Source organism: Thiomonas sp. TH-17, from assembly GCF_057473305.1.
This window is the reverse complement of the sequence record NZ_JBYCKI010000106.1, coordinates 1-17633: the sequence shown is the minus strand read 5'-3', so window position 1 is coordinate 17633 and position 17633 is coordinate 1. Positions and strand designations below refer to the sequence as shown.

The 17633-nt window shown below is 63.1% G+C and carries 19 protein-coding genes and 1 pseudogene; 4 read left to right on the top strand and 16 right to left on the bottom strand.

Going from position 1 to position 17633, the window contains the following annotated elements; genetic code table 11:
• The 5 genes and pseudogenes from AC2VLV_RS06605 to dapC all read right to left on the bottom strand — a co-directional run.
• Nucleotides 1–476, bottom strand: a pseudogene (locus AC2VLV_RS06605) (50S ribosomal protein L3 N(5)-glutamine methyltransferase); the annotation flags it as partial.
• 44 nt (nt 477–520) lie between these two features.
• Nucleotides 521–1669 (bottom strand): succinyl-diaminopimelate desuccinylase, encoded by a 1149-nt coding sequence (gene dapE / locus AC2VLV_RS06600; protein WP_486989215.1) that lies wholly within the window; start codon nt 1667–1669, stop codon nt 521–523.
• 30 nt (nt 1670–1699) lie between these two features.
• Nucleotides 1700–2851: a PilT/PilU family type 4a pilus ATPase gene (locus AC2VLV_RS06595; protein WP_486989214.1), complete on the bottom strand. Its 1152-nt coding sequence runs from the start codon at nt 2849–2851 to the stop codon at nt 1700–1702.
• Between the two features lie 56 nt (nt 2852–2907).
• The gene (dapD, locus tag AC2VLV_RS06590) at nt 2908–3729 is read right to left on the bottom strand and encodes a 2,3,4,5-tetrahydropyridine-2,6-dicarboxylate N-succinyltransferase (RefSeq protein WP_486989213.1); all 822 of its coding nucleotides are present in this window, start codon (nt 3727–3729) and stop codon (nt 2908–2910) included.
• Nucleotides 3726–4937, bottom strand: coding sequence for a succinyldiaminopimelate transaminase (dapC, locus tag AC2VLV_RS06585; protein WP_486989212.1), 1212 nt, complete (start codon nt 4935–4937; stop codon nt 3726–3728). The genes dapD and dapC overlap by 4 nt, the downstream gene beginning before the upstream one ends.
• Before the next feature lie 195 nt (nt 4938–5132).
• Here dapC and AC2VLV_RS06580 point away from each other — a divergent pair, with 195 nt between their 5' ends.
• The 3 genes from AC2VLV_RS06580 to AC2VLV_RS06570 are packed head-to-tail and all read left to right on the top strand — an operon-like array spanning nt 5133 to nt 6451.
• Nucleotides 5133–5726 (top strand): RNA polymerase sigma factor, encoded by a 594-nt coding sequence (locus tag AC2VLV_RS06580; protein ID WP_486989211.1) that lies wholly within the window; start codon nt 5133–5135, stop codon nt 5724–5726.
• 22 nt (nt 5727–5748) lie between these two features.
• Nucleotides 5749–6189 carry an anti-sigma factor family protein gene (locus tag AC2VLV_RS06575; RefSeq protein ID WP_486989210.1) on the top strand — a complete coding sequence of 147 codons (441 nt, stop codon included), beginning with the start codon at nt 5749–5751 and terminating at the stop codon, nt 6187–6189.
• Nucleotides 6173–6451, top strand: coding sequence for a DUF3106 domain-containing protein (locus AC2VLV_RS06570; RefSeq protein ID WP_486989209.1), 279 nt, complete (start codon nt 6173–6175; stop codon nt 6449–6451). The genes AC2VLV_RS06575 and AC2VLV_RS06570 overlap by 17 nt, the downstream gene beginning before the upstream one ends.
• A 63-nt stretch (nt 6452–6514) precedes the next feature.
• Here the strand turns inward: AC2VLV_RS06570 and AC2VLV_RS06565 are convergent, their stop codons facing one another.
• The 5 genes from AC2VLV_RS06565 to guaB are packed head-to-tail and all read right to left on the bottom strand — an operon-like array spanning nt 6515 to nt 11419.
• On the bottom strand, nt 6515–7465 hold the full coding sequence (locus AC2VLV_RS06565) for an LD-carboxypeptidase (RefSeq protein WP_486989208.1): 951 nt from the start codon (nt 7463–7465) through the stop codon (nt 6515–6517).
• A 42-nt stretch (nt 7466–7507) separates the two neighbouring features.
• The gene (gene tadA, locus AC2VLV_RS06560) at nt 7508–8071 is read right to left on the bottom strand and encodes a tRNA adenosine(34) deaminase TadA (protein WP_486989207.1); all 564 of its coding nucleotides are present in this window, start codon (nt 8069–8071) and stop codon (nt 7508–7510) included.
• Between the two features lie 6 nt (nt 8072–8077).
• Nucleotides 8078–8296 (bottom strand): hypothetical protein, encoded by a 219-nt coding sequence (locus tag AC2VLV_RS06555; RefSeq protein WP_486989206.1) that lies wholly within the window; start codon nt 8294–8296, stop codon nt 8078–8080.
• Nucleotides 8297–8302: 6 nt separating this feature from the next.
• Complete coding sequence (gene guaA / locus AC2VLV_RS06550) at nt 8303–9901, bottom strand: glutamine-hydrolyzing GMP synthase (RefSeq protein ID WP_486989205.1); 1599 nt, start codon at nt 9899–9901, stop codon at nt 8303–8305.
• A gap of 42 nt (nt 9902–9943) precedes the next feature.
• Nucleotides 9944–11419 (bottom strand): IMP dehydrogenase, encoded by a 1476-nt coding sequence (guaB, locus tag AC2VLV_RS06545; protein WP_486989204.1) that lies wholly within the window; start codon nt 11417–11419, stop codon nt 9944–9946.
• Nucleotides 11420–11622: 203 nt separating this feature from the next.
• Between guaB and AC2VLV_RS06540 the strand changes: the two genes are divergently transcribed.
• Entirely contained in the window at nt 11623–12087 is a 465-nt protein-coding gene (locus AC2VLV_RS06540) for a DUF4124 domain-containing protein (RefSeq protein WP_486989203.1), read from the top strand.
• 45 nt (nt 12088–12132) lie between these two features.
• Here AC2VLV_RS06540 and AC2VLV_RS06535 read toward each other — a convergent pair whose 3' ends face one another.
• From AC2VLV_RS06535 to hflK, 6 genes are all read right to left on the bottom strand, one after another.
• Nucleotides 12133–12654 carry a phosphoribosyltransferase gene (locus tag AC2VLV_RS06535; protein WP_486989202.1) on the bottom strand — a complete coding sequence of 174 codons (522 nt, stop codon included), beginning with the start codon at nt 12652–12654 and terminating at the stop codon, nt 12133–12135.
• Nucleotides 12655–12709: 55 nt separating this feature from the next.
• The gene (locus tag AC2VLV_RS06530) at nt 12710–14032 is read right to left on the bottom strand and encodes an adenylosuccinate synthase (protein ID WP_486989201.1); all 1323 of its coding nucleotides are present in this window, start codon (nt 14030–14032) and stop codon (nt 12710–12712) included.
• Between the two features lie 52 nt (nt 14033–14084).
• Nucleotides 14085–15236 (bottom strand): ATP phosphoribosyltransferase regulatory subunit, encoded by a 1152-nt coding sequence (locus tag AC2VLV_RS06525; RefSeq protein ID WP_486989200.1) that lies wholly within the window; start codon nt 15234–15236, stop codon nt 14085–14087.
• A gap of 133 nt (nt 15237–15369) precedes the next feature.
• Nucleotides 15370–15438, bottom strand: coding sequence for a DUF2065 family protein (locus AC2VLV_RS06520; RefSeq protein ID WP_486989216.1), 69 nt, complete (start codon nt 15436–15438; stop codon nt 15370–15372).
• Nucleotides 15439–15526: 88 nt separating this feature from the next.
• Nucleotides 15527–16417: a protease modulator HflC gene (hflC, locus tag AC2VLV_RS06515; RefSeq protein WP_486989199.1), complete on the bottom strand. Its 891-nt coding sequence runs from the start codon at nt 16415–16417 to the stop codon at nt 15527–15529.
• A 10-nt stretch (nt 16418–16427) separates the two neighbouring features.
• On the bottom strand, nt 16428–17633 hold a 1206-nt coding region (gene hflK / locus AC2VLV_RS06510), incomplete at its 5' end, for an FtsH protease activity modulator HflK (protein WP_486989198.1).

Genomic DNA, 17633 nt, shown 5'->3' with positions numbered 1-17633 from the left:
GCCAGCGCGTCGGCAGAAAGATCGACGGCGTCCACCTGCGCATCGTCCCAGACGAGCGCTGCCAGAATGGCCAGGCACCCGGAGCCGGTGCACATATCGAGTACGCGGTGAGGCGGTTCGGTCAGCCAAGGGTCGAGCGCGCCTTCATCGAGCAATTCGGCAATGAATGAACGCGGCACGATGACGCGCGGATCGACCACGAAGCGCAAACCCACCAGCCACGCCTCGCCCAGCAGATAGGCCAGGGGCTGCCGGGTGGCGATGCGTTGCGCCGTCACCGTCTCGATCTGAAGCGCCTGTTGCGCGGTCAGGGATTGATGGGCGTAAGCCGCGAAATCACCGGCCTCGCTCGCAGGCAGGTGTGCTGCGTGCAGCACCAGCCAGGCGGCCTCGTCTTCTGCGCTGGCGCAGCCATGCCCGTAGTCGAGATCAGCGGCTTGTAGCGCCTGAACCGCCAGCGCCCAGGCTGCGTCCAAGGTGCGAGTGGCTGAAATCGCCCCCGTTCGTTGCTCTGGCGGCGTCATGCCACCAAGACCTCGAGGGTGCGGCGATAGATATTTTTGAGGGGATCGATGGCGTCGACTTCGACCCATTCGTCGATCTTGTGAATGCTGGCATTCACCGGCCCGAACTCGACAACCTGCGGGCAGATCTTGGCGATGAAACGGCCGTCGGAGGTGCCCCCGGTGGTGGACAACTCGGCCGCGATGCCGGTCTCGGCGTGAATGGCCAGTTGCAGCGCAGCGGATAGGGCGCCGGGCGCCGTCAGGAAGGGTTCGCCGCCCAGCGTCCAGTCGAGCGTGTAGTTGAGCTCGTGGCGGTCGAGGGTGGCGTGGACGCGCTGCTTGAGCTGATCGGGCGTGGACTCGGTGGAAAAGCGAAAGTTGAAATCCACCACAAGTTCGCCCGGAATGACATTGGTCGCCCCGGTGCCCGCATGAATGTTGGACATTTGCCAGGAAGTCGGCGGGAAGTGGGCGTTGCCGACATCCCAGGTGAGGGCCGCCAATTCGGCCAGGGCGGGCGCGGCGAGATGAATCGGGTTTTTCGCCAGATGCGGATAGGCGATATGCCCCTGCGCGCCAAGCACCGTGAGCCGACCGGAGAGCGAACCCCGCCGCCCGTTCTTGATCACGTCGCCCAGCCTCGCGGTGGAGGTGGGCTCGCCCACGATGCACCAGTCCAGACGCTGGCCGCGCGCCGCCAGCAGCTCGCACACCTTGACCGTGCCATCGCGCGCCGGGCCTTCCTCGTCACTGGTGAGCAGAAAGGCGATCGCATGGTTCGGTTGCGGATGCGCCGCCAGAAACTCCTCCACCGCCACCACCATGGCGGCCAGCGAGGTTTTCATATCGGCGGCTCCGCGGCCATACAGCTTGCCGCCGCGCACCGTCGGGGTGAACGGCGGGCTTTGCCACTGATCCAGCGGCCCGGTGGGCACGACGTCGGTATGGCCGGCAAACACGAGCACGGCCGCATCCGCCTTCAAGCCCGGGCGCAGGGCCCAAAGATTGGTCACGCGGAAGTCGGTCGGGCCGCTCTCCACCGTTTCGCAGACAAAGCCCAGCGCTTGCAAACGGTCGCGCAGCACCTGCTGACAACCTTCATCTTGCGGGGTGATGGAATGGCGGGAAATCAGGTCATGGACCAGGGTTTGAGTGGGAGACATGCGGCAAATGGGGAGCGCCCGGCCTCGCCTTCAGCGCGGCGAGTCCAGGTCGAGGGTGATTTCAGTGAATGAGGGCGTATCGTCCTCGATCGCCTCGGCGGGCGCGGTCTGCTTGCGCAGCGCCGAGTCGTTCTCCAGACGCCAGAGCAGATTGGTCGGCGAATCGGCGTAGGCCAGGGCTTCTTCGCGGCTGACCACGCCGTCGATCACCATGGTGGCCAGCGCCTGCTCGAAGGTCTGCGAGCCTTCGGCCATCGACTTTTCCATCGCTTCCTTGACACCGGAAAAGTCGCCCTTCTCGACCAACTCGCGCACGAGCTGAGTGTTGAGCATGATTTCCACAGCGGGCGTCAGCCCTCCGGCGGTCGCCCGCAGCAGCCGCTGCGACACAATGCCCCGCAGGCCCGAGGCCATGTCGTTGAACAATGCGGCGCGCTGGTCCATGGGATAGAAACCCACAATGCGGTTGAGCGCCTGATAGCTGTTGTTGGCGTGCAGCGTGGCCAGGCAGAGATGGCCCGAGAGCGAGTACTGCAGGGCGGCACTCATCGTGGCCTGATCGCGGATTTCGCCAATCATGATGCAATCGGGCGCCTGCCGCAGCGCGTTTTTCAGGCCAACCGTCAGAGACTCGGTATCGATGCCCACTTCGCGCTGATTGACAATCGACTTGCGATTGGAGAACAGGTATTCGATCGGCTCTTCGAGCGTGAGAATATGCCCGGTTTTGTTGGCATTGCGATAGTCGATCATGGATGCCAGCGTGGTGCTCTTGCCCGCGCCGGTCGAGCCCACCATGAGCAGCAGGCCGTGCTTTTCCATCACCAGATCGGCCAGCACGCCGGGCAGATTCAGCGATTCCAGCGCGGGAATTTCTCCGGGGATGTAGCGCACCACCATCGCCACGCTGCCGCGCTGTCGGAACGCGCTGATGCGAAAGCTCCCCAGCCCCGGCCGCGGCAACCCCAAGTTGAGTTCGCCGGTGCGGGTGACCTCGGCCGCCCGTTCGTGGCCCACGGCTTCAGCCAGCAGCCGAAAGGGCTCCTCTGGTGTGAGAACCTGCCGGTTCACCGCCACCGCATGACCATTGATGCGGATGAGGATGGGGGCATGCGGACTGATATAGATATCGGAGGCTTTCTTCTCCGCCATCAGCTTGAACAACCGCTCCATTGCCGACATAACTCCCCCTTTTTTAGTGTTGGACGCCGAGATCCCGAGACTGCGCGCAGTGCCTGTCAGGTCCGCAGCAGTTCGTTGATGCTGGTCTTGGAGCGCGTCTGCGCATCCACCTTTTTGACGATCACGGCGCAGTACAAGCTGTATTTGCCATCGCTGCTGGGCAGGTTGCCGCTGACCACCACTGAACCCTCGGGAATGCGGCCATAGCTCACCTCGCCGGTGGCGCGGTCGTAGATCTTGGTCGATTTGCCGATGTAGACGCCCATCGAAATGACGCAGTTGTCTTCGACGATCACGCCCTCCACCACCTCCGAGCGCGCGCCGATGAAGCAGTTGTCGCCGATGATGGTCGGGTTGGCCTGAATGGGTTCGAGCACGCCGCCGATGCCCACGCCGCCGGACAGATGCACGTTCTTGCCGATCTGGGCACAGGAGCCCACGGTCGCCCAGGTATCGACCATCGTGCCTTCGTCCACATAGGCGCCGATGTTCACATACGACGGCATGAGCACCACATTGGGCGCGATGTAAGAGCCATGCCGCGCCACGGCCGGCGGCACCACGCGCACCCCGGTGGCGCGCATCTGCGCTTCGTCGAGGTTGTGAAACTTGGTCTGCACCTTGTCGAAAAAGTGCAGATCGCCGGCCTGCATGGCCACGTTGTCGTGCAGACGGAAGCTCAGCAGCACGGCCTTTTTCAGCCACTGGTGCGTCACCCACTCGCCGCCCACGCGCTCGGCCACCCGCAGTTTGCCCACGTTGAGCTGGTCGATCACATGGCCCACGGCCTCGCGCAGTTCCGCCGGCGCATTGGCCGGGCTGTATTCGGTGCGGTTTTCCCAAGCCTGGTCGATAAGGGTCTGCAGTTGTTGCGTCATGGTGAGGGTCTTTGTGAGTGGATCAGTTCTGAACAATAGGCGGCAATACGGCGGGCGGCTTCGACGCATTCTTCCAGCGGGGCCACCAGCGCCATGCGAATACGACCGCGCCCCGGATTGGCGCCGTCCTGCTCCCGCGCCAGATAGCTGCCCGGCAAAACGGTGACATTGTATTTTTCGAGCAGCCCGCGGGAGAACTGCGCATCATCGCCCGGCGTGGCCGCCCAGAGGTAGAACCCGGCATCGGGCAATTTCACGTCGAGTACCGGCTGCAAAATCGGCAGCACGGCGGCGAATTTTTCGCGGTACAGCGCGCGGTTGTGCTCGACGTGCGCCTCATCGTTCCAGGCAGCGGCACTTGCGGCCTGCACGGCTGGCCCCATCGCGCTGCCGTGGTAAGTGCGATAGCGGGTGAAGGCCGCAATCAGCTTGGCATCGCCCGCGACAAAGCCCGAGCGCAGCCCGGGCACGTTCGAGCGCTTGGAAAGCGAGGTGAAGAACAGCAGGTTGCGAAAGTCCGTCCGCCCCAGCTGCCATGCGGCTTCCAGTCCGCCCAGCGGAGGCCGCGCACCGAACCAGATTTCTGAATAGCACTCGTCGCTGGCAATGACAAAACCGTGCCGGTCGGACAACTCGAACAGCAACTTCCACTCCTCCAGGGGCATGACCGCGCCTGTGGGATTGCCCGGCGAGCAAACGTAGAGCAACTGGGTGCGCTGCCACACCGCCTCGGGCACTGCCGCCCAATCGACCGCGAAGTTGCGCTGCGCGTCCACCGCGGCGAAATACGGCTGCGCCCCGGCGAGCAGCGCCGCCCCTTCATAGATCTGATAGAACGGATTGGGACAAACCACCGTGGCCCCGTCCCGGCTCGCGTCCACCACGGTCTGCCCGATGGCGAACAGCGCCTCCCGCGATCCGTTGATCGGCAGAACCTGCGTCTGCGCGTTCAGCGGCACGCCGTAGCGGCGGCTCGCCCATTGCGCGCACGCCTCCCGCAGTTCCGCCGTGCCGATCGTGCTCGGATAGACCGCCAGGCCATCGAGATGGGCGGCCAGGGCGTCGCGGATGAAGGGCGGGGTGGGATGCTTGGGTTCGCCTATGCCCAGGCTGATCGCAGGCCACTGCGTGGGCGCCGTCACCCCCTGGTGGAGCGCGCGCAGTTTTTCAAACGGATAGGGCTGAAGCAGATCGAGGCGAGGGTTCACGGCAAGCGCTGGGGCGGGATGGCGAAAGGCGCTGCCATTCTACGGAGCCCTGCGCAGGCGCAAACCAGGCGGTGTCACAGAAATTTTCAGTCTGGCGAGCAGATTCGCTGTCATCACGGCACCCGCAATGGCGTTACAGAGGCTAAGACCCCGTTTTCGACCGAAACCCACCCGCCAGAACCGGCCCACTATGCTATGGATCATGCTTACGCCCTCTCCCAAGCGCTCGTGATCGACACCTCGCAACACGATTCGGTCGCACTCAACCGTTTTTGCGCCGAGGTGCGCGTGCGCGCCACGCGCATGGCGCTGATCGAATTGCGCGACGCTGCGCTGGCCGCCGATGTGGTGCAGGACAGCCTGCTCAAACTGGTGAGCAACTACAAGCTGCGGCCGGCTGAGGAATGGGCGCCGCTGTTCTACAGCATTCTGCGCAACCGCATCACCGACATGCACCGGCGGCGCAAGGTGGAGAAGATTTTCGATTTTTTCTTCTCCAGCGACGAAGAAGACGATCAACCACCCAGTTGGGAGCAGATTGCCGACGGTGCCCTCGGCCCGGAGCAGGAAGTCGCCAACGGCCAGCTTGCCGGACGCATTGCCGATGCCATTTCCGCCCTCAGCCCGCGGCAGCGCGAGGCGTTTTTGCTGCGCGAAATGGAAGGTTTGTCCATCGTGGACACGGCAGCGACGATGAAAGTCAGTGAAGGCAGCGTCAAAACGCACCACATGCGCGCGCTCACCCGCTTGAGGGAATTGCTTGAATCCGACCATCCCGCTAAAGTTTGAACTGCCTGAATCAGGTGACATCATGACGACCCGCAACCATCTCACTTCCGCTCAGATCGACCACTATCGCAGTGGTCTGGCGTCGGCTGAACAGGCGGCGCATATCGAAGCTCATCTGAAAAATTGTCCGCAGTGCCAGCAAGAGCTGCAGTTCGGCCAGCGCTTGGGCCACCTTCTGGCGCCCCTGCCCCAGCTTGCCGCACGCCTGCCGCGTCGATCTTCTCGCACCGTGCGCTGGCCCCGGGTGTTTGCCGCAGGCATGGCCACCGCTTCGCTGGCTTTGGCGGTGTTCGTCAGCGTGCCGCACCTCACAGGCAGCAACGGGGCTTATCCGGGTGGATTTGACTCCCAGTCACTCAGCCCGCAGGTGGCTGACGCGGTTCAGAACATCGAGTTTTATCAGTGGCTTTCCAACCACCCGCAAATGCTGCAACAAGGGCTGCAAAATGGCAATCCGGCTTGAGCGCCATTCGGCCAAATTGCGTACCCAACTGCGCAAGGCAAGACTCACCGCGGCGGCCATCGCCATCTCTGCGTTTGGAGTGATGATGATGGCGCCGACGGCCTCTGCAAATCAGCGCGATGGCAAAGGCGCATACCAGCAGTGGGAGCGCATGCCGCCGCAGCAGCGCGAGCGCATTCTGCAGGAGCAAGAGCGCTTCAAGCGCCTTCCGCCCAGCGAGCAGGAGCGGCTGCGGCGCGAGTACCAGCAGCGGCGCCAATAAAGCGAGCTTGAATAACCCGCCGTCCTTGAACCACCCGCAGCTATTCGCTGCGTTGAGTCAGACTCAGTGCTGGGCGTGCGGGAAAAACAGAAAGACTTCCTGCCCGTCGCGCAGCACATGTGTGCGCACTCCATGGGGCAAGGTCAGTTTGGTGCGCACATGACCGAACGGCAACCCGGTCAGCACGGGCACGCCATGCGGTTTGAGCTGCGCACGTAGCCAATCCACCGCAGCGTTGAGGTCGTAGCCAGCATCGTGCGCGCTGAGTTTGTAGGCTGTGAACTGCCCAAGCAACACCGCCTTCTGGCGCTGGGCCACACCGGCATGGAGCAACTGGCTGAACATGCGCTCGACGCTGTAGGGGTGTTCGTTCACATCCTCCAGAAACAGCACCCCGTTGGCGCGAGGGAGATACGGTGTGCCGATCAGGCTGGTCACCATGGCCAGATTGCCGCCCCAAAGCACGCCCTCAACGTCAAGACCGTGCGGGGCATCGTCGCAGGCAAAGCCCACCGCTTCCAGGGTGCCGTCGGCCGCATCCAGAAAGCTGTCGACGGTAATGTCATCGGGCTTCTTGTCGCCAAAGTCGTAAGAGGCCATCGGCCCACTGAACGTGACTGCGCCCGTTTTTGCGAGCAAGGCCAGTTGCAGGGCGGTGAAATCACTGTGCCCGACCCACATCTGCTTGCGCCCTTTGATGGCTTGTGCCAGCAGGTCATAGTCAATAGCCTGCAGCAGACGGCTCAGACCATAACCCCCGCGGGTCATCATCACCACATCGGCCTTGCTGCGCGCCGCATCGTGGATCGCGCGCAGACGCTGTGCATCGGTCCCGGCAAAGCGCTGCACGCGCGCCACGACTTGCGCACCGACCTGTACGCGAAAGCCCAACGCTTGCAGATGTGCCTTGGCCACCTCCAGACGCGGCGGCTCCTGCACGGCGCCCGCGGGTGAGACGAGGCGCAGCAAACCGCGACGGGATTTCAGGTCGGGGACGGATTCGATATCTGGCATGAACAAGGCCGCAAAGGGTTGAGGATGAGAAAAGACGATAAATCAGGAAAGAGGCGGCTCGATATCCAGCTCGGTCACCTCGATGCCCGAGAGGCAGGCGTCGTGCACAGATTCCTCCGGCCGCTTTTGCTCCTTGCGACGAGCCCGGAAGAAATCCTGAAGCAGCGCGCTGCAGGCCTCTTGCTCGATCTCGGGCGTGATGTCGCAATGGTGGTTCAGACGGGGCTCTGCAAACAGATCCACCACACTGCCGGCGGCTCCCGTCTTGGGGTCTCGCGCGCCGAACACCACACGGGCAAAGCGTGCATGCAATAAAGCCATGGCGCACATCGCACAGGGCTCCAGCGTGACGTACAGCGTGCACTCCGGCAAACGGTAGTTGCCCAGCAGATGGGCCGCCTGCCGAAGCGCCACGATTTCTGCGTGAGCCGTGGGGTCGTGGTCGCCGATCGGCCGGTTGTAGCCGGTGGCAATGACCTTGCCGTCCTTCACGATCACGGCGCCCACCGGCACTTCGCCCAGCAGCCAGGCATTCTGTGCCTGGTCTAGCGCCAGACGCATGAACGCGCGGTCAGCCTCGAGATCGGGTGTAAACGTCGGCGTCATGGGTTTTTACTCGGGCACGCTTGCCGGCCGCGCCTTCAGCGCCTTGTCGAGCGATTGCTTGAATTGCTTGAGCGCGGCCGACGCCGGCTGCCCTTCGTCACCACGCGCAGCCGCAGCAGACGGCGACGTCGCCACCCCGACCTGCCCGGCGAGTTGGGTGCGCACCAGCCAGACGATGATCAGCAGCGTCAGCAGCAAACCGATGAGTCCGAACAGCAGGCGCATCTTGCTTCACTCCCACTCGATGGTCGCCGGCGGCTTGGAGCTGACGTCGTAGGTCACGCGGTTGATGCCGCGCACCTCGTTGATGATGCGGCTGGACACTTTCTTGAGCAGCGCGTAGGGCAGCTCGGCCCAGTCGGCGGTCATGAAGTCGCTGGTCTGCACCGCGCGCAGCGCCACCACATAGTCGTAGGTGCGGCCATCGCCCATCACGCCCACGCTTTTGACCGGCAGAAACACGCTGAAGGCCTGGCTGGTCAGCTCGTACCAGCTCTTGCCGGAATTCGGGTCAAGGGTCGAACGCAACTCTTCGATAAAGATGGCGTCGGCCCGGCGCAGCAGGTCGGCGTACTCCTTCTTCACCTCGCCCAGAATGCGCACGCCCAGCCCCGGGCCGGGGAAGGGGTGGCGGTAGACCATTTCGGGCGGCAGGCCCAGCGCCACGCCCAACTCGCGCACTTCGTCCTTGAACAGTTCGCGCAGGGGCTCCAGCAGTTTCAGGCCGAGTTGCTCGGGCAGGCCGCCCACATTGTGGTGACTCTTGATCGTGACCGCCTTCTTGCTTTTGGCGCCGCCCGACTCGATCACGTCCGGGTAGATGGTGCCCTGCGCCAGCCACTTCGCGCCCTTGGCGCCGTCGCCTTTGAGCTTGGCAGCCTCGGTCTTGAACACATCGACGAACAGGCCGCCGATGATCTTTCGTTTTTTCTCGGGATCAGTCACACCCGCCAACTGGCCCAGGAACAGCTCGCCGGCGTCCACACGGATCACCTTGGCGTGCAATTTGCCCGCGAACATGTCCATCACCAGGTCGCCCTCGTTCAGGCGCAGCAGGCCGTGATCGACGAACACGCAGGTGAGTTGATCGCCGATGGCGCGGTGAATCAGCGCCGCCGCTACCGAAGAATCGACACCGCCCGACAGTCCGAGGATGACCTCCTCGTCACCGACCTGCGCGCGAATGCTCTGCACCGCCTCAACGATGTAATCGCCCATGACCCAGTCGCCGCGGCAGCCGCAGATCTCGCGCACGAAACGTGTGAGCATGGCCTTGCCCTGCACGGTGTGGGTGACTTCGGGGTGAAACTGCACGGCGTAGTAACCGCGCGCCTCGTCGGCCATACCCGCGATGGCGCAACTCGGCGTGGACGCCATGAGATTGAACCCCGGCGGCATATCGGTCACCTTGTCGCCGTGGCTCATCCACACTTTGAGCATGCCGTGGCCTTCGGCCGTGCTGAAATCTACGATGCCGTCGAACAGCCGGGTGTGACCGCGGGCGCGCACTTCGGCATAACCAAACTCGCGGTGGTCGCTCCATTCCACCTTGCCGCCCAGTTGGGCCGCCATGGTCTGCATGCCATAGCAAATGCCCAGTACGGGCACGCCGGAATCCCACACGGCTTGCGGCGCGCGCAATTCGTGGTCTTCGTAAGTGCTGCCGTGGCTACCCGAGAGAATGATGCCCTTGGGCGCGAACTCGCGCACGAAAGCATCGCTCACATCACAAGGGTGAATTTCGCAGTACACCTGCGCCTCGCGCACGCGGCGGGCGATGAGTTGCGTGACCTGGGAGCCGAAGTCGAGAATGAGAATTTTGTCGTGCATGAAAGCAAGCGTCGGCACGAAGCCGACGATGTGGATGAGAGTTCAGTCGACGTGATAGTTGGGCGCTTCCTGCGTGATCTGCACGTCGTGGACATGGCTTTCACGCATGCCCGCCGCGGTGATCTGCACAAACTCGGCCTGCCCGCGCATCGCATCGATCGTGCCGCAGCCGCAATAGCCCATGGACGAACGCACGCCCCCGACCAGTTGGTAGATGATGGCGATCAGCGGCCCTTTGTGCGGCACGCGCCCTTCGATGCCCTCGGGCACGAATTTTTCGTTGCCCGAGGCCGAAGTCGTCTCGGCGCCATCCTGAAAATAGCGATCCGCCGAACCCGCCTTCATCGCCCCGATGGAGCCCATGCCCCGATAGCCCTTGTAGGCGCGACCCTGATAAAGAATGGCCTCGCCCGGCGCCTCTTCGGTGCCCGCGAACATGCTGCCCATCATGACGGTGGACGCGCCCGCAGCGATCGCCTTGGCGATATCACCCGAGTAGCGGATGCCGCCATCTGCGATCAACGGTACGCCGCTGCCCTCAAGGGCCTTGGAAACATTGGCAATGGCGGTGATCTGCGGCACGCCCACCCCGGCGATGATGCGGGTGGTGCAGATCGAGCCCGGCCCGATGCCGACCTTCACCCCATCCGCCCCGGCCTCGACCAAGGCCAGCGCTGCGGCGCCCGTGGCGATATTGCCGCCAACGACCTCGATCTGCGGAAAGTTGCGTTTCACCCAGCGCACTCGGTCGAGAACCCCCTGGCTGTGTCCGTGCGCGGTATCGACCACGATCACGTCGACGCCGGCGTTGGCCAGCGCCTCCACGCGCTCTTCGGTGCCTTCGCCCACGCCCACCGCAGCGCCCACGCGCAGCTTGCCTTGCGGGTCGCGGGCGGCATTCGGGCGTTCGGTGGCCTTTTGAATGTCCTTGACGGTCATCAGCCCGCGCAACTCGAACTCGGCGTTGACCACCAGAACACGCTCCAGGCGATGCTGATGCATCAAGGCCTTGGCCTGCTCCAGCGGCGCACCCTCGGGCACGGTGACCAGTCGTTCACGCGGCGTCATGATGTCGCGCACCGGGGTATCGAGACGGGTCTCGAACCGCAGGTCGCGGTTGGTCACGATGCCCACCACCTTGCCGTTTTCGATCACCGGAAACCCGGAAATGCCATGCTGGCGCGACAGCTGCATCACGTCGCGCACCTTGACGATAGGCGAAATGGTGATCGGATCGCGCAGCACGCCCGACTCAAAACGCTTCACCCGCGCCACTTCGGTGGCTTGCGCCTTGGCGGTGAAATTTTTGTGAATGATGCCGATGCCGCCCTCCTGCGCCATGGCGATCGCCAGACGCGACTCCGTCACTGTGTCCATCGCGGCGGACACCAGAGGAATGTTGAGGGAAATATTGCGAGTCAAACGAGTCGCAAGGATGGTGTCTTTGGGTAACACCTGGGAATATGCGGGGACCAACAACACATCGTCGAAAGTCAGCGCTTTTCCTACAAGACGCATAGATGCCTCCGTGCAAAAGGAAATTATAGGGCGCTCGTTACGGCGGGCTCGGCGCAGCAACGAATCAACCGATGGGCCGCACAACCGCGTTAAGCTAGCAGCCTGTCTTGACCACTGCGACTTTGGGACTCTTTATGCGCACTCTCGCACCTGCTCCACTACTTCGCGTTTTCAGCAGCGCACTGTTTCTGGCCATGGCCCTGATGGGGATGACGTCTGCCCACGCCGCGCAGTGGAAATGGCGCGATGCCAGCGGCGTGGTGCATTACAGCGACCAGCCGCCCCCGGCCAACATCCCCGCCAGCAACATTCTGCTGCGCCCCACAGCGAACGCCGCCGTTCCAGCCGCCGCAAGTCACTCGGCATCGCAGCCCCAAGTCGGCGAAACACCGCAGCACCAAGCCAGCAGCGAGTTGGAAAAGAAAATCGCTGAACAGAAAAAGGCCGAGCAAGCCGCGCAGGAACAGGCCAAACTACAGCAGCAGCAGGCCCAGGCGCTTGTGAACCAGCAGAACTGCCTGCAGGCGCAAAAGCAACTCCAGGTACTCGATAGCGGTCAACGCATGGTGCAAGTCGACGCCCAAGGCCAGCGCGTCATCATGGACGATGCGCAACGTGCCGCAGAACGCGCCAAGATCGCCGGGCTCATTTCGCAGTATTGCCGCTGAGTTGGCCACGAATTGCGGCCCATGAGCTGCCAGCGAACACCGAGATCAGATTTTCCAGCGCTCGGCCAGACGGCTCGGACGTAGCACGTCGTACTCTTCGAAAGGCTGGTGTATCCAGGGGCTCGTGGGCAGCATGTCCACGTAGTACTCGGGCAGATAGGTCGAAATGCCCTTGACCCAGATGACGGCGCTGCGCAGATCGGTAATCTTTCCGGCGCTGCGCAAATGGTTTTCAACGGCATTCAAGGTCTCGCCCGAATCGGCCAGATCATCAACGAGCAGCACGCGCCCTTCAAGTTCCCCGCGCGGCAGCGTGATGTAGCGGGCGATGTCCAGACGGCCCTGCACCGTTCCGGCACTCTCGCGGTAGGAACTGGTGGACATGATGGCCAGGGGTTTGTCGAAAATCCGCGACAGAATGTCTCCAGGCCGCACTCCGCCTCGCGCCAGGCAGAGGATCTGATCGAACTCCCAGCCCGAGGCATGCACCTTGAGGGCGAGTTTTTCGATCAGGGCGTGGTATTCGTCCCAGGAAACATAGAGATGCTTGCCGTCCTCGCTGAGCATGGCCGAACCTTTGTGAACGTGTGGAAAATGAAATCTGCCGGAGCGCACTGAACGCTCAAGCCTGAAACGGATGCCGCAGCACAATGGTGTGATCGCGGTCGGGGCCGGTCGACACCATGTCGATCGGCGCGCCGATCAACTCGCCCACCCGCTGCAGATAGCTGCGCGCCGCGGCAGGCAGTTGATCCCAGGTCGTGAGGCCCTTGGTGCTTTGCGTCCAGCCCGGAAAATCTTCGTAGATCGGTTCGCAGCGCTCGATCTCGTCGGCATCGAGCGGGAGCACGTCACGCCGTTCGCCGTCGAGCATATAGCCCACACAGGCGCGGATGGTCGGCAGGCCGTCGAGCACATCGAGCTTGGTGATGCACAGCCCCGACACGCCGTTGATGATGACTGCCCGCTTGAGCGCCGCAACATCCAGCCAGCCACAGCGGCGCGCACGCCCCGTCACCGTGCCGAACTCCTGACCCACGCTGGAGAGGTGATGCCCCACGCTGCCCGCCTCCGTGGTGGGCAACTCCGTCGGGAAGGGGCCGCTGCCCACCCGGGTGGTGTACGCCTTGGTGATGCCCAGCACATAGTGCAGCATGCCGGGGCCGACGCCTGATCCCGCCGCGGCCGTACCGGCCACACAGTTGCTCGAAGTCACGAAGGGATAGGTACCGTGGTCGATGTCAAGCAGCGAACCTTGCGCACCTTCGAACAGCAGGCGATCACTGCGCAGATGGGCCTGATGAATCAGGTAGCCCACGTCGGCCAACAGGGGCCGCACCTGCTCGGCGGATTTGAGCAGTTGATCCATCACCATCCCGGCATCGAGCGGGTCGGTGTGCAGATAATTCTTCAACACAAAATTGTGCAGATCGAGCACTTCTGCAAGCTTGGCCTGCAGGCGCTGCGGATGCTTGAGGTCCTGCAGACGGATGGCGCGACGGGCCACCTTGTCCTCATAAGCCGGCCCGATGCCCTTGCCGGTGGTGCCGATCTTGCCGCTACCGTCGTTTTCGCGGCGCACCTCGCGCGCTTTGTCGAGCGCCACATGCGTAGGGAGCACGACTGGACAGGATTCGCTGATGTGCAGCCGTGAGCGCACATCCACTCCAGCCGCTTCGAGGCGACCAATTTCAAGCAGCAGATGTTGCGGATCGACCACCACGCCATTGCCGACATAGCAGGCCACGCCCGCGCGCATCACGCCTGAAGGAATGAGCTGCAGCGCGGTTTTCTGCCCGTTGATCACCAGGGTATGACCCGCGTTGTGACCGCCCTGAAAGCGCACCACGCCCTGAGCATGGTCGGTCAGCCAATCGACGACCTTGCCTTTGCCCTCATCTCCCCATTGGGTGCCCACTACGACCACATGACGACCAGTATTCACGCGTTTGTTCTTTCAAGTAAATCCGTCAATCCAACGATAGCGTTGGGGAAGATCAGCCGCGATCTTCAACCAGCCAGGCGCCGGCTCGCTGAACAAGCTGGCGGCGGAAGGCGCTTGCTTCGTGCGCCTGACCAGGGGGTAATTGCACCACGGTTTCGCCCCGGCGTCGCAAATCGGCGACAGCCTCCGGCAAACCAGATGCGGTTGACCACTCCGCCGCAATGGCGGCGCTGGCCTGCGGGGCGGCGGCGAAGCCCGCCACTTCGCGCAAGTCCATGGAGAATCCGGTGGCAGCGCGCGGTCGGCCAAAGCTGGCGCCGACTTCGTCGTAGCGCCCGCCACGCGCCACGGCATTGGCATAGCCTTGTGCGTACACGCTGAAAATCACCCCGCTGTGATAGCGATAACCGCGCATATCGGCCAGATCGATCTGCACCTGCGCGCCCTGCTGCTGGTGGTGGCGAGCCAGCACCGACAGATCGTCGAGCGCCTGGGAAATGAGTGCATGCTGCGGCAACACGCGGCGCGCCTCAAGCAGCACGTCCGCATCGCCGTACAGCTCGGGCAGGGCGAGAATGGCTGCGCGTTGGGTTGGCGTGCAGTCGCGCGTCAGCAACCGCAGTTCTCCGGCATCCTTGCTGGCCAGTGCATCGAGAATCGCTTCCATGTCTTGCGGCCCGAGCAGCAAGCCGGACAGCACGCCACGCACGATGCGATTGTCGGCCAGATCGAGCGCAGCCCGCTCCACCCCGGCCAGTCGCAGGCAGTCCAGCGCAAGCTGCTGCACTTCGAGATCGGCTTCCAGACCGGCATGCCCGTACAGCTCGGCGCCAAATTGCAGAATTTCCCGGCTGGCGTGCACGCCCTCAGGATGCGTGCGCACCGCGCTGCCGCAATAGCAAACGCGCGTCACGCCGTCCTGATTCAGCAAGTGAGCGTCGATACGGGCGGCCTGCGGCGTCATGTCGGCACGCAAGCCCAGCGCCCGCCCGGATATCTGGTCGACCAGCTTGAACGTCTGCAGATCAAGGTCTTGCCCGGTGCCCGACAGCAGCGAATCGACGAACTCCAACAGCGGCGGCATGACCAGGGCGTAGCCATAGCCCCGCGCCGTATCGAGACAGGCGCGGCGCAGGTGCTCGATCACTGCAGCCTCACGCGGCAACACATCGGAAAAATATTCGGGAAGACGCCAGTTGCTCATAAGACGCGCAGAAAAAGGGGCACGGTCATCCGTGCAACATCCAAGCTTACTTGAGGAGGAACACCAGGAGAAGGCCGATAGCGACGGCGATCAGACCGACGAAGCGCAGTTGACCGTCGGTCAGTGCCATGATCTACCGGAACATGTCTCGCCACTGCCGGGGGAAAAACAGCGGCATCAGGCCTTCGATGACCAGAACCATGCCAATGGCAAGGAGCAAGACGTTCTGCATCGCAGCACAGCATTGAGACCGCCAGAGACCGCCGATTAAGACGGTCTCTGTTGCGGATTTACTTGCCCGGCTTCAAGGCGGCTCCACCCGGCCCCCGGAAGAACTGGAAGAACTGGCTGTTCGGGTCGAGCACCAAGACATCGGACTTGCTGTTGAAGCTGGCGCGATAGGCCTCGAGGCTGCGGTAGAACTCGGCGAATTGCGGGTTCTGTCCGAACGACTTGGCATAGATCGACGAGGCCTCGGCATCACCCTGGCCCTTGATGGTCTGCGCCTTGCTGTACGCCTGTGAAATCACGATTTCACGCTGCTTGTCGGCTTCGGCGCGAATCTTCTCAGCCTCGGCGTAGCCCGTCGAACGCAATTCGTTGGCGACGCGCTGGCGCTCGGCCTCCATGCGTCGATAAACCGACTGGGTGATGGCGGAAACGAAATCCACGCGGGTCAGACGCATGTCGACGATCTGGATGCCCGTTCCATTGATGTCTTTCGCAATGCCGGTCTGCACGTCCTGCATGACCTGATCGCGCTGCGAAGACAACACCTCACGCACGGTGCGACGTGTGATCTGCTCGTTCAGCGCGGCCTTGACGATCTGCGACAGTCGGTCGCCCGCGCGTCGCTGATCGCCGCCATAACTGCGAATGAACTCGGTCGGATTGGTGATGCGCCATTTCAGATACCAGTCCACCACCACGTTTTTCTTCTCGGCCGTGATGAAACGATCGGTCTCGGGGCTTTGCAGGGTCAGGATGCGCTTGTCGAGAAACACCACATTCTCGAAAGGCGCCGGAATCTTGAAATACAAGCCGGGGGTGCTGATGACCCGCTTGATCTGCCCCAAGCCGAACACGGCGGCGAACTGCCGTTGATCGACCACGAACAGGCTGGAAGACAGCAACAGGATGGCCACGACCAGCGCCACGAGAGCCAGAATGATCTTGTTCATTGCTCAGCCCTCACTGGAAGTTGCGCTCGCGCAGGGTATCGCGCGAGGTTCTTGAACTGGAGGGGGCGGTTCCGTCCGACGCGGACGCCGAACTGTCGGCCGTCGCAGGGGCGGTGCCCAGGGAGGCCGCCGGCAAGGTCGGCACGGCGGTGGGAGCAGCGGGCGCGGCCGAGACACTCGTCGGGGCCTTGCCTGCGGATTGCTGCAGCAATTTATCCAGTGGCATGTAGAGGAGGTTATTGTTGTTGCGCGAATCCACCATGACCTTGGAAACGCTGGAAAGAATGTCTTGCATGGTTTGGAGGTACATACGCTCGCGGGTGACTTGCGGCGCCTTTTCGTATTGCTGCAGGATCTGGTCGAAGCGAGACGTATCGCCCTGCGCCTGCGCCACAACCTGCGCGTTGTAAGCCTCGGCGTCCTGGATCAGGCGCGACGCGGTGCCCTGCGCACGGGGAATGACGTTGTTGGCGTAGGCCTGGGCTTCGTTCTTCAGCCGTTCACGGTCTTGTCCCGCCTTGATGGCGTCATCGAAAGCGGCCTGCACCTGCTCCGGGGGCTGCACGTTCTGCAGCGTGACGGTGGTGATGACGATGCCGGTCTTGTAGCGGTCGAGAATTTTCTGCGTCAAACCCTGCACATCGCTAGCCACTTGCTCGCGGCCCTCGTAGAGCACATAGTCGAGCGTCTTGTTGCCCACGACCTCGCGCACCGCGGTTTCAGCCGCCTGCGATACCGCGTCGTCCGGACTGCGGTTGTTGTAAAGGTAGTCCACCACGTTGTCGATGCGGTACTGCACGGCGAAGCGAACATCGACGATGTTCTCGTCTTCAGTCAGCATGGCCGACTCGGGCAAGCCCGTCGCCTTCACCTCGCCGCCGCGCCCGACCTCGACCGACCGAACCTGCGAGACATTGACAATTTCATCAGCCTCGAACGGATAGGGCAGGCGCCAGTGAAAACCGGCGTCGGTGATGTAAGCCAGTTTGCCAAAACGCGTGACCGCGGCCTGCTGACCCTCCTGCACGATGAAAAAGCCGGAGGACAGCCAGCCCAGCACCCCAATGACCACCAGAATGATGACCCCCACGCCCATGCCCTTGGCTGAGGGATAGAGGTCGGGGCGTTGCGGCGGCGTGCCGCCACCGTTGCCTCCGCCGCGCTTCTTGCCGAACAGGCCGTTGAGCTTGCGGTTGAAATCACGCCAGAGTTCATC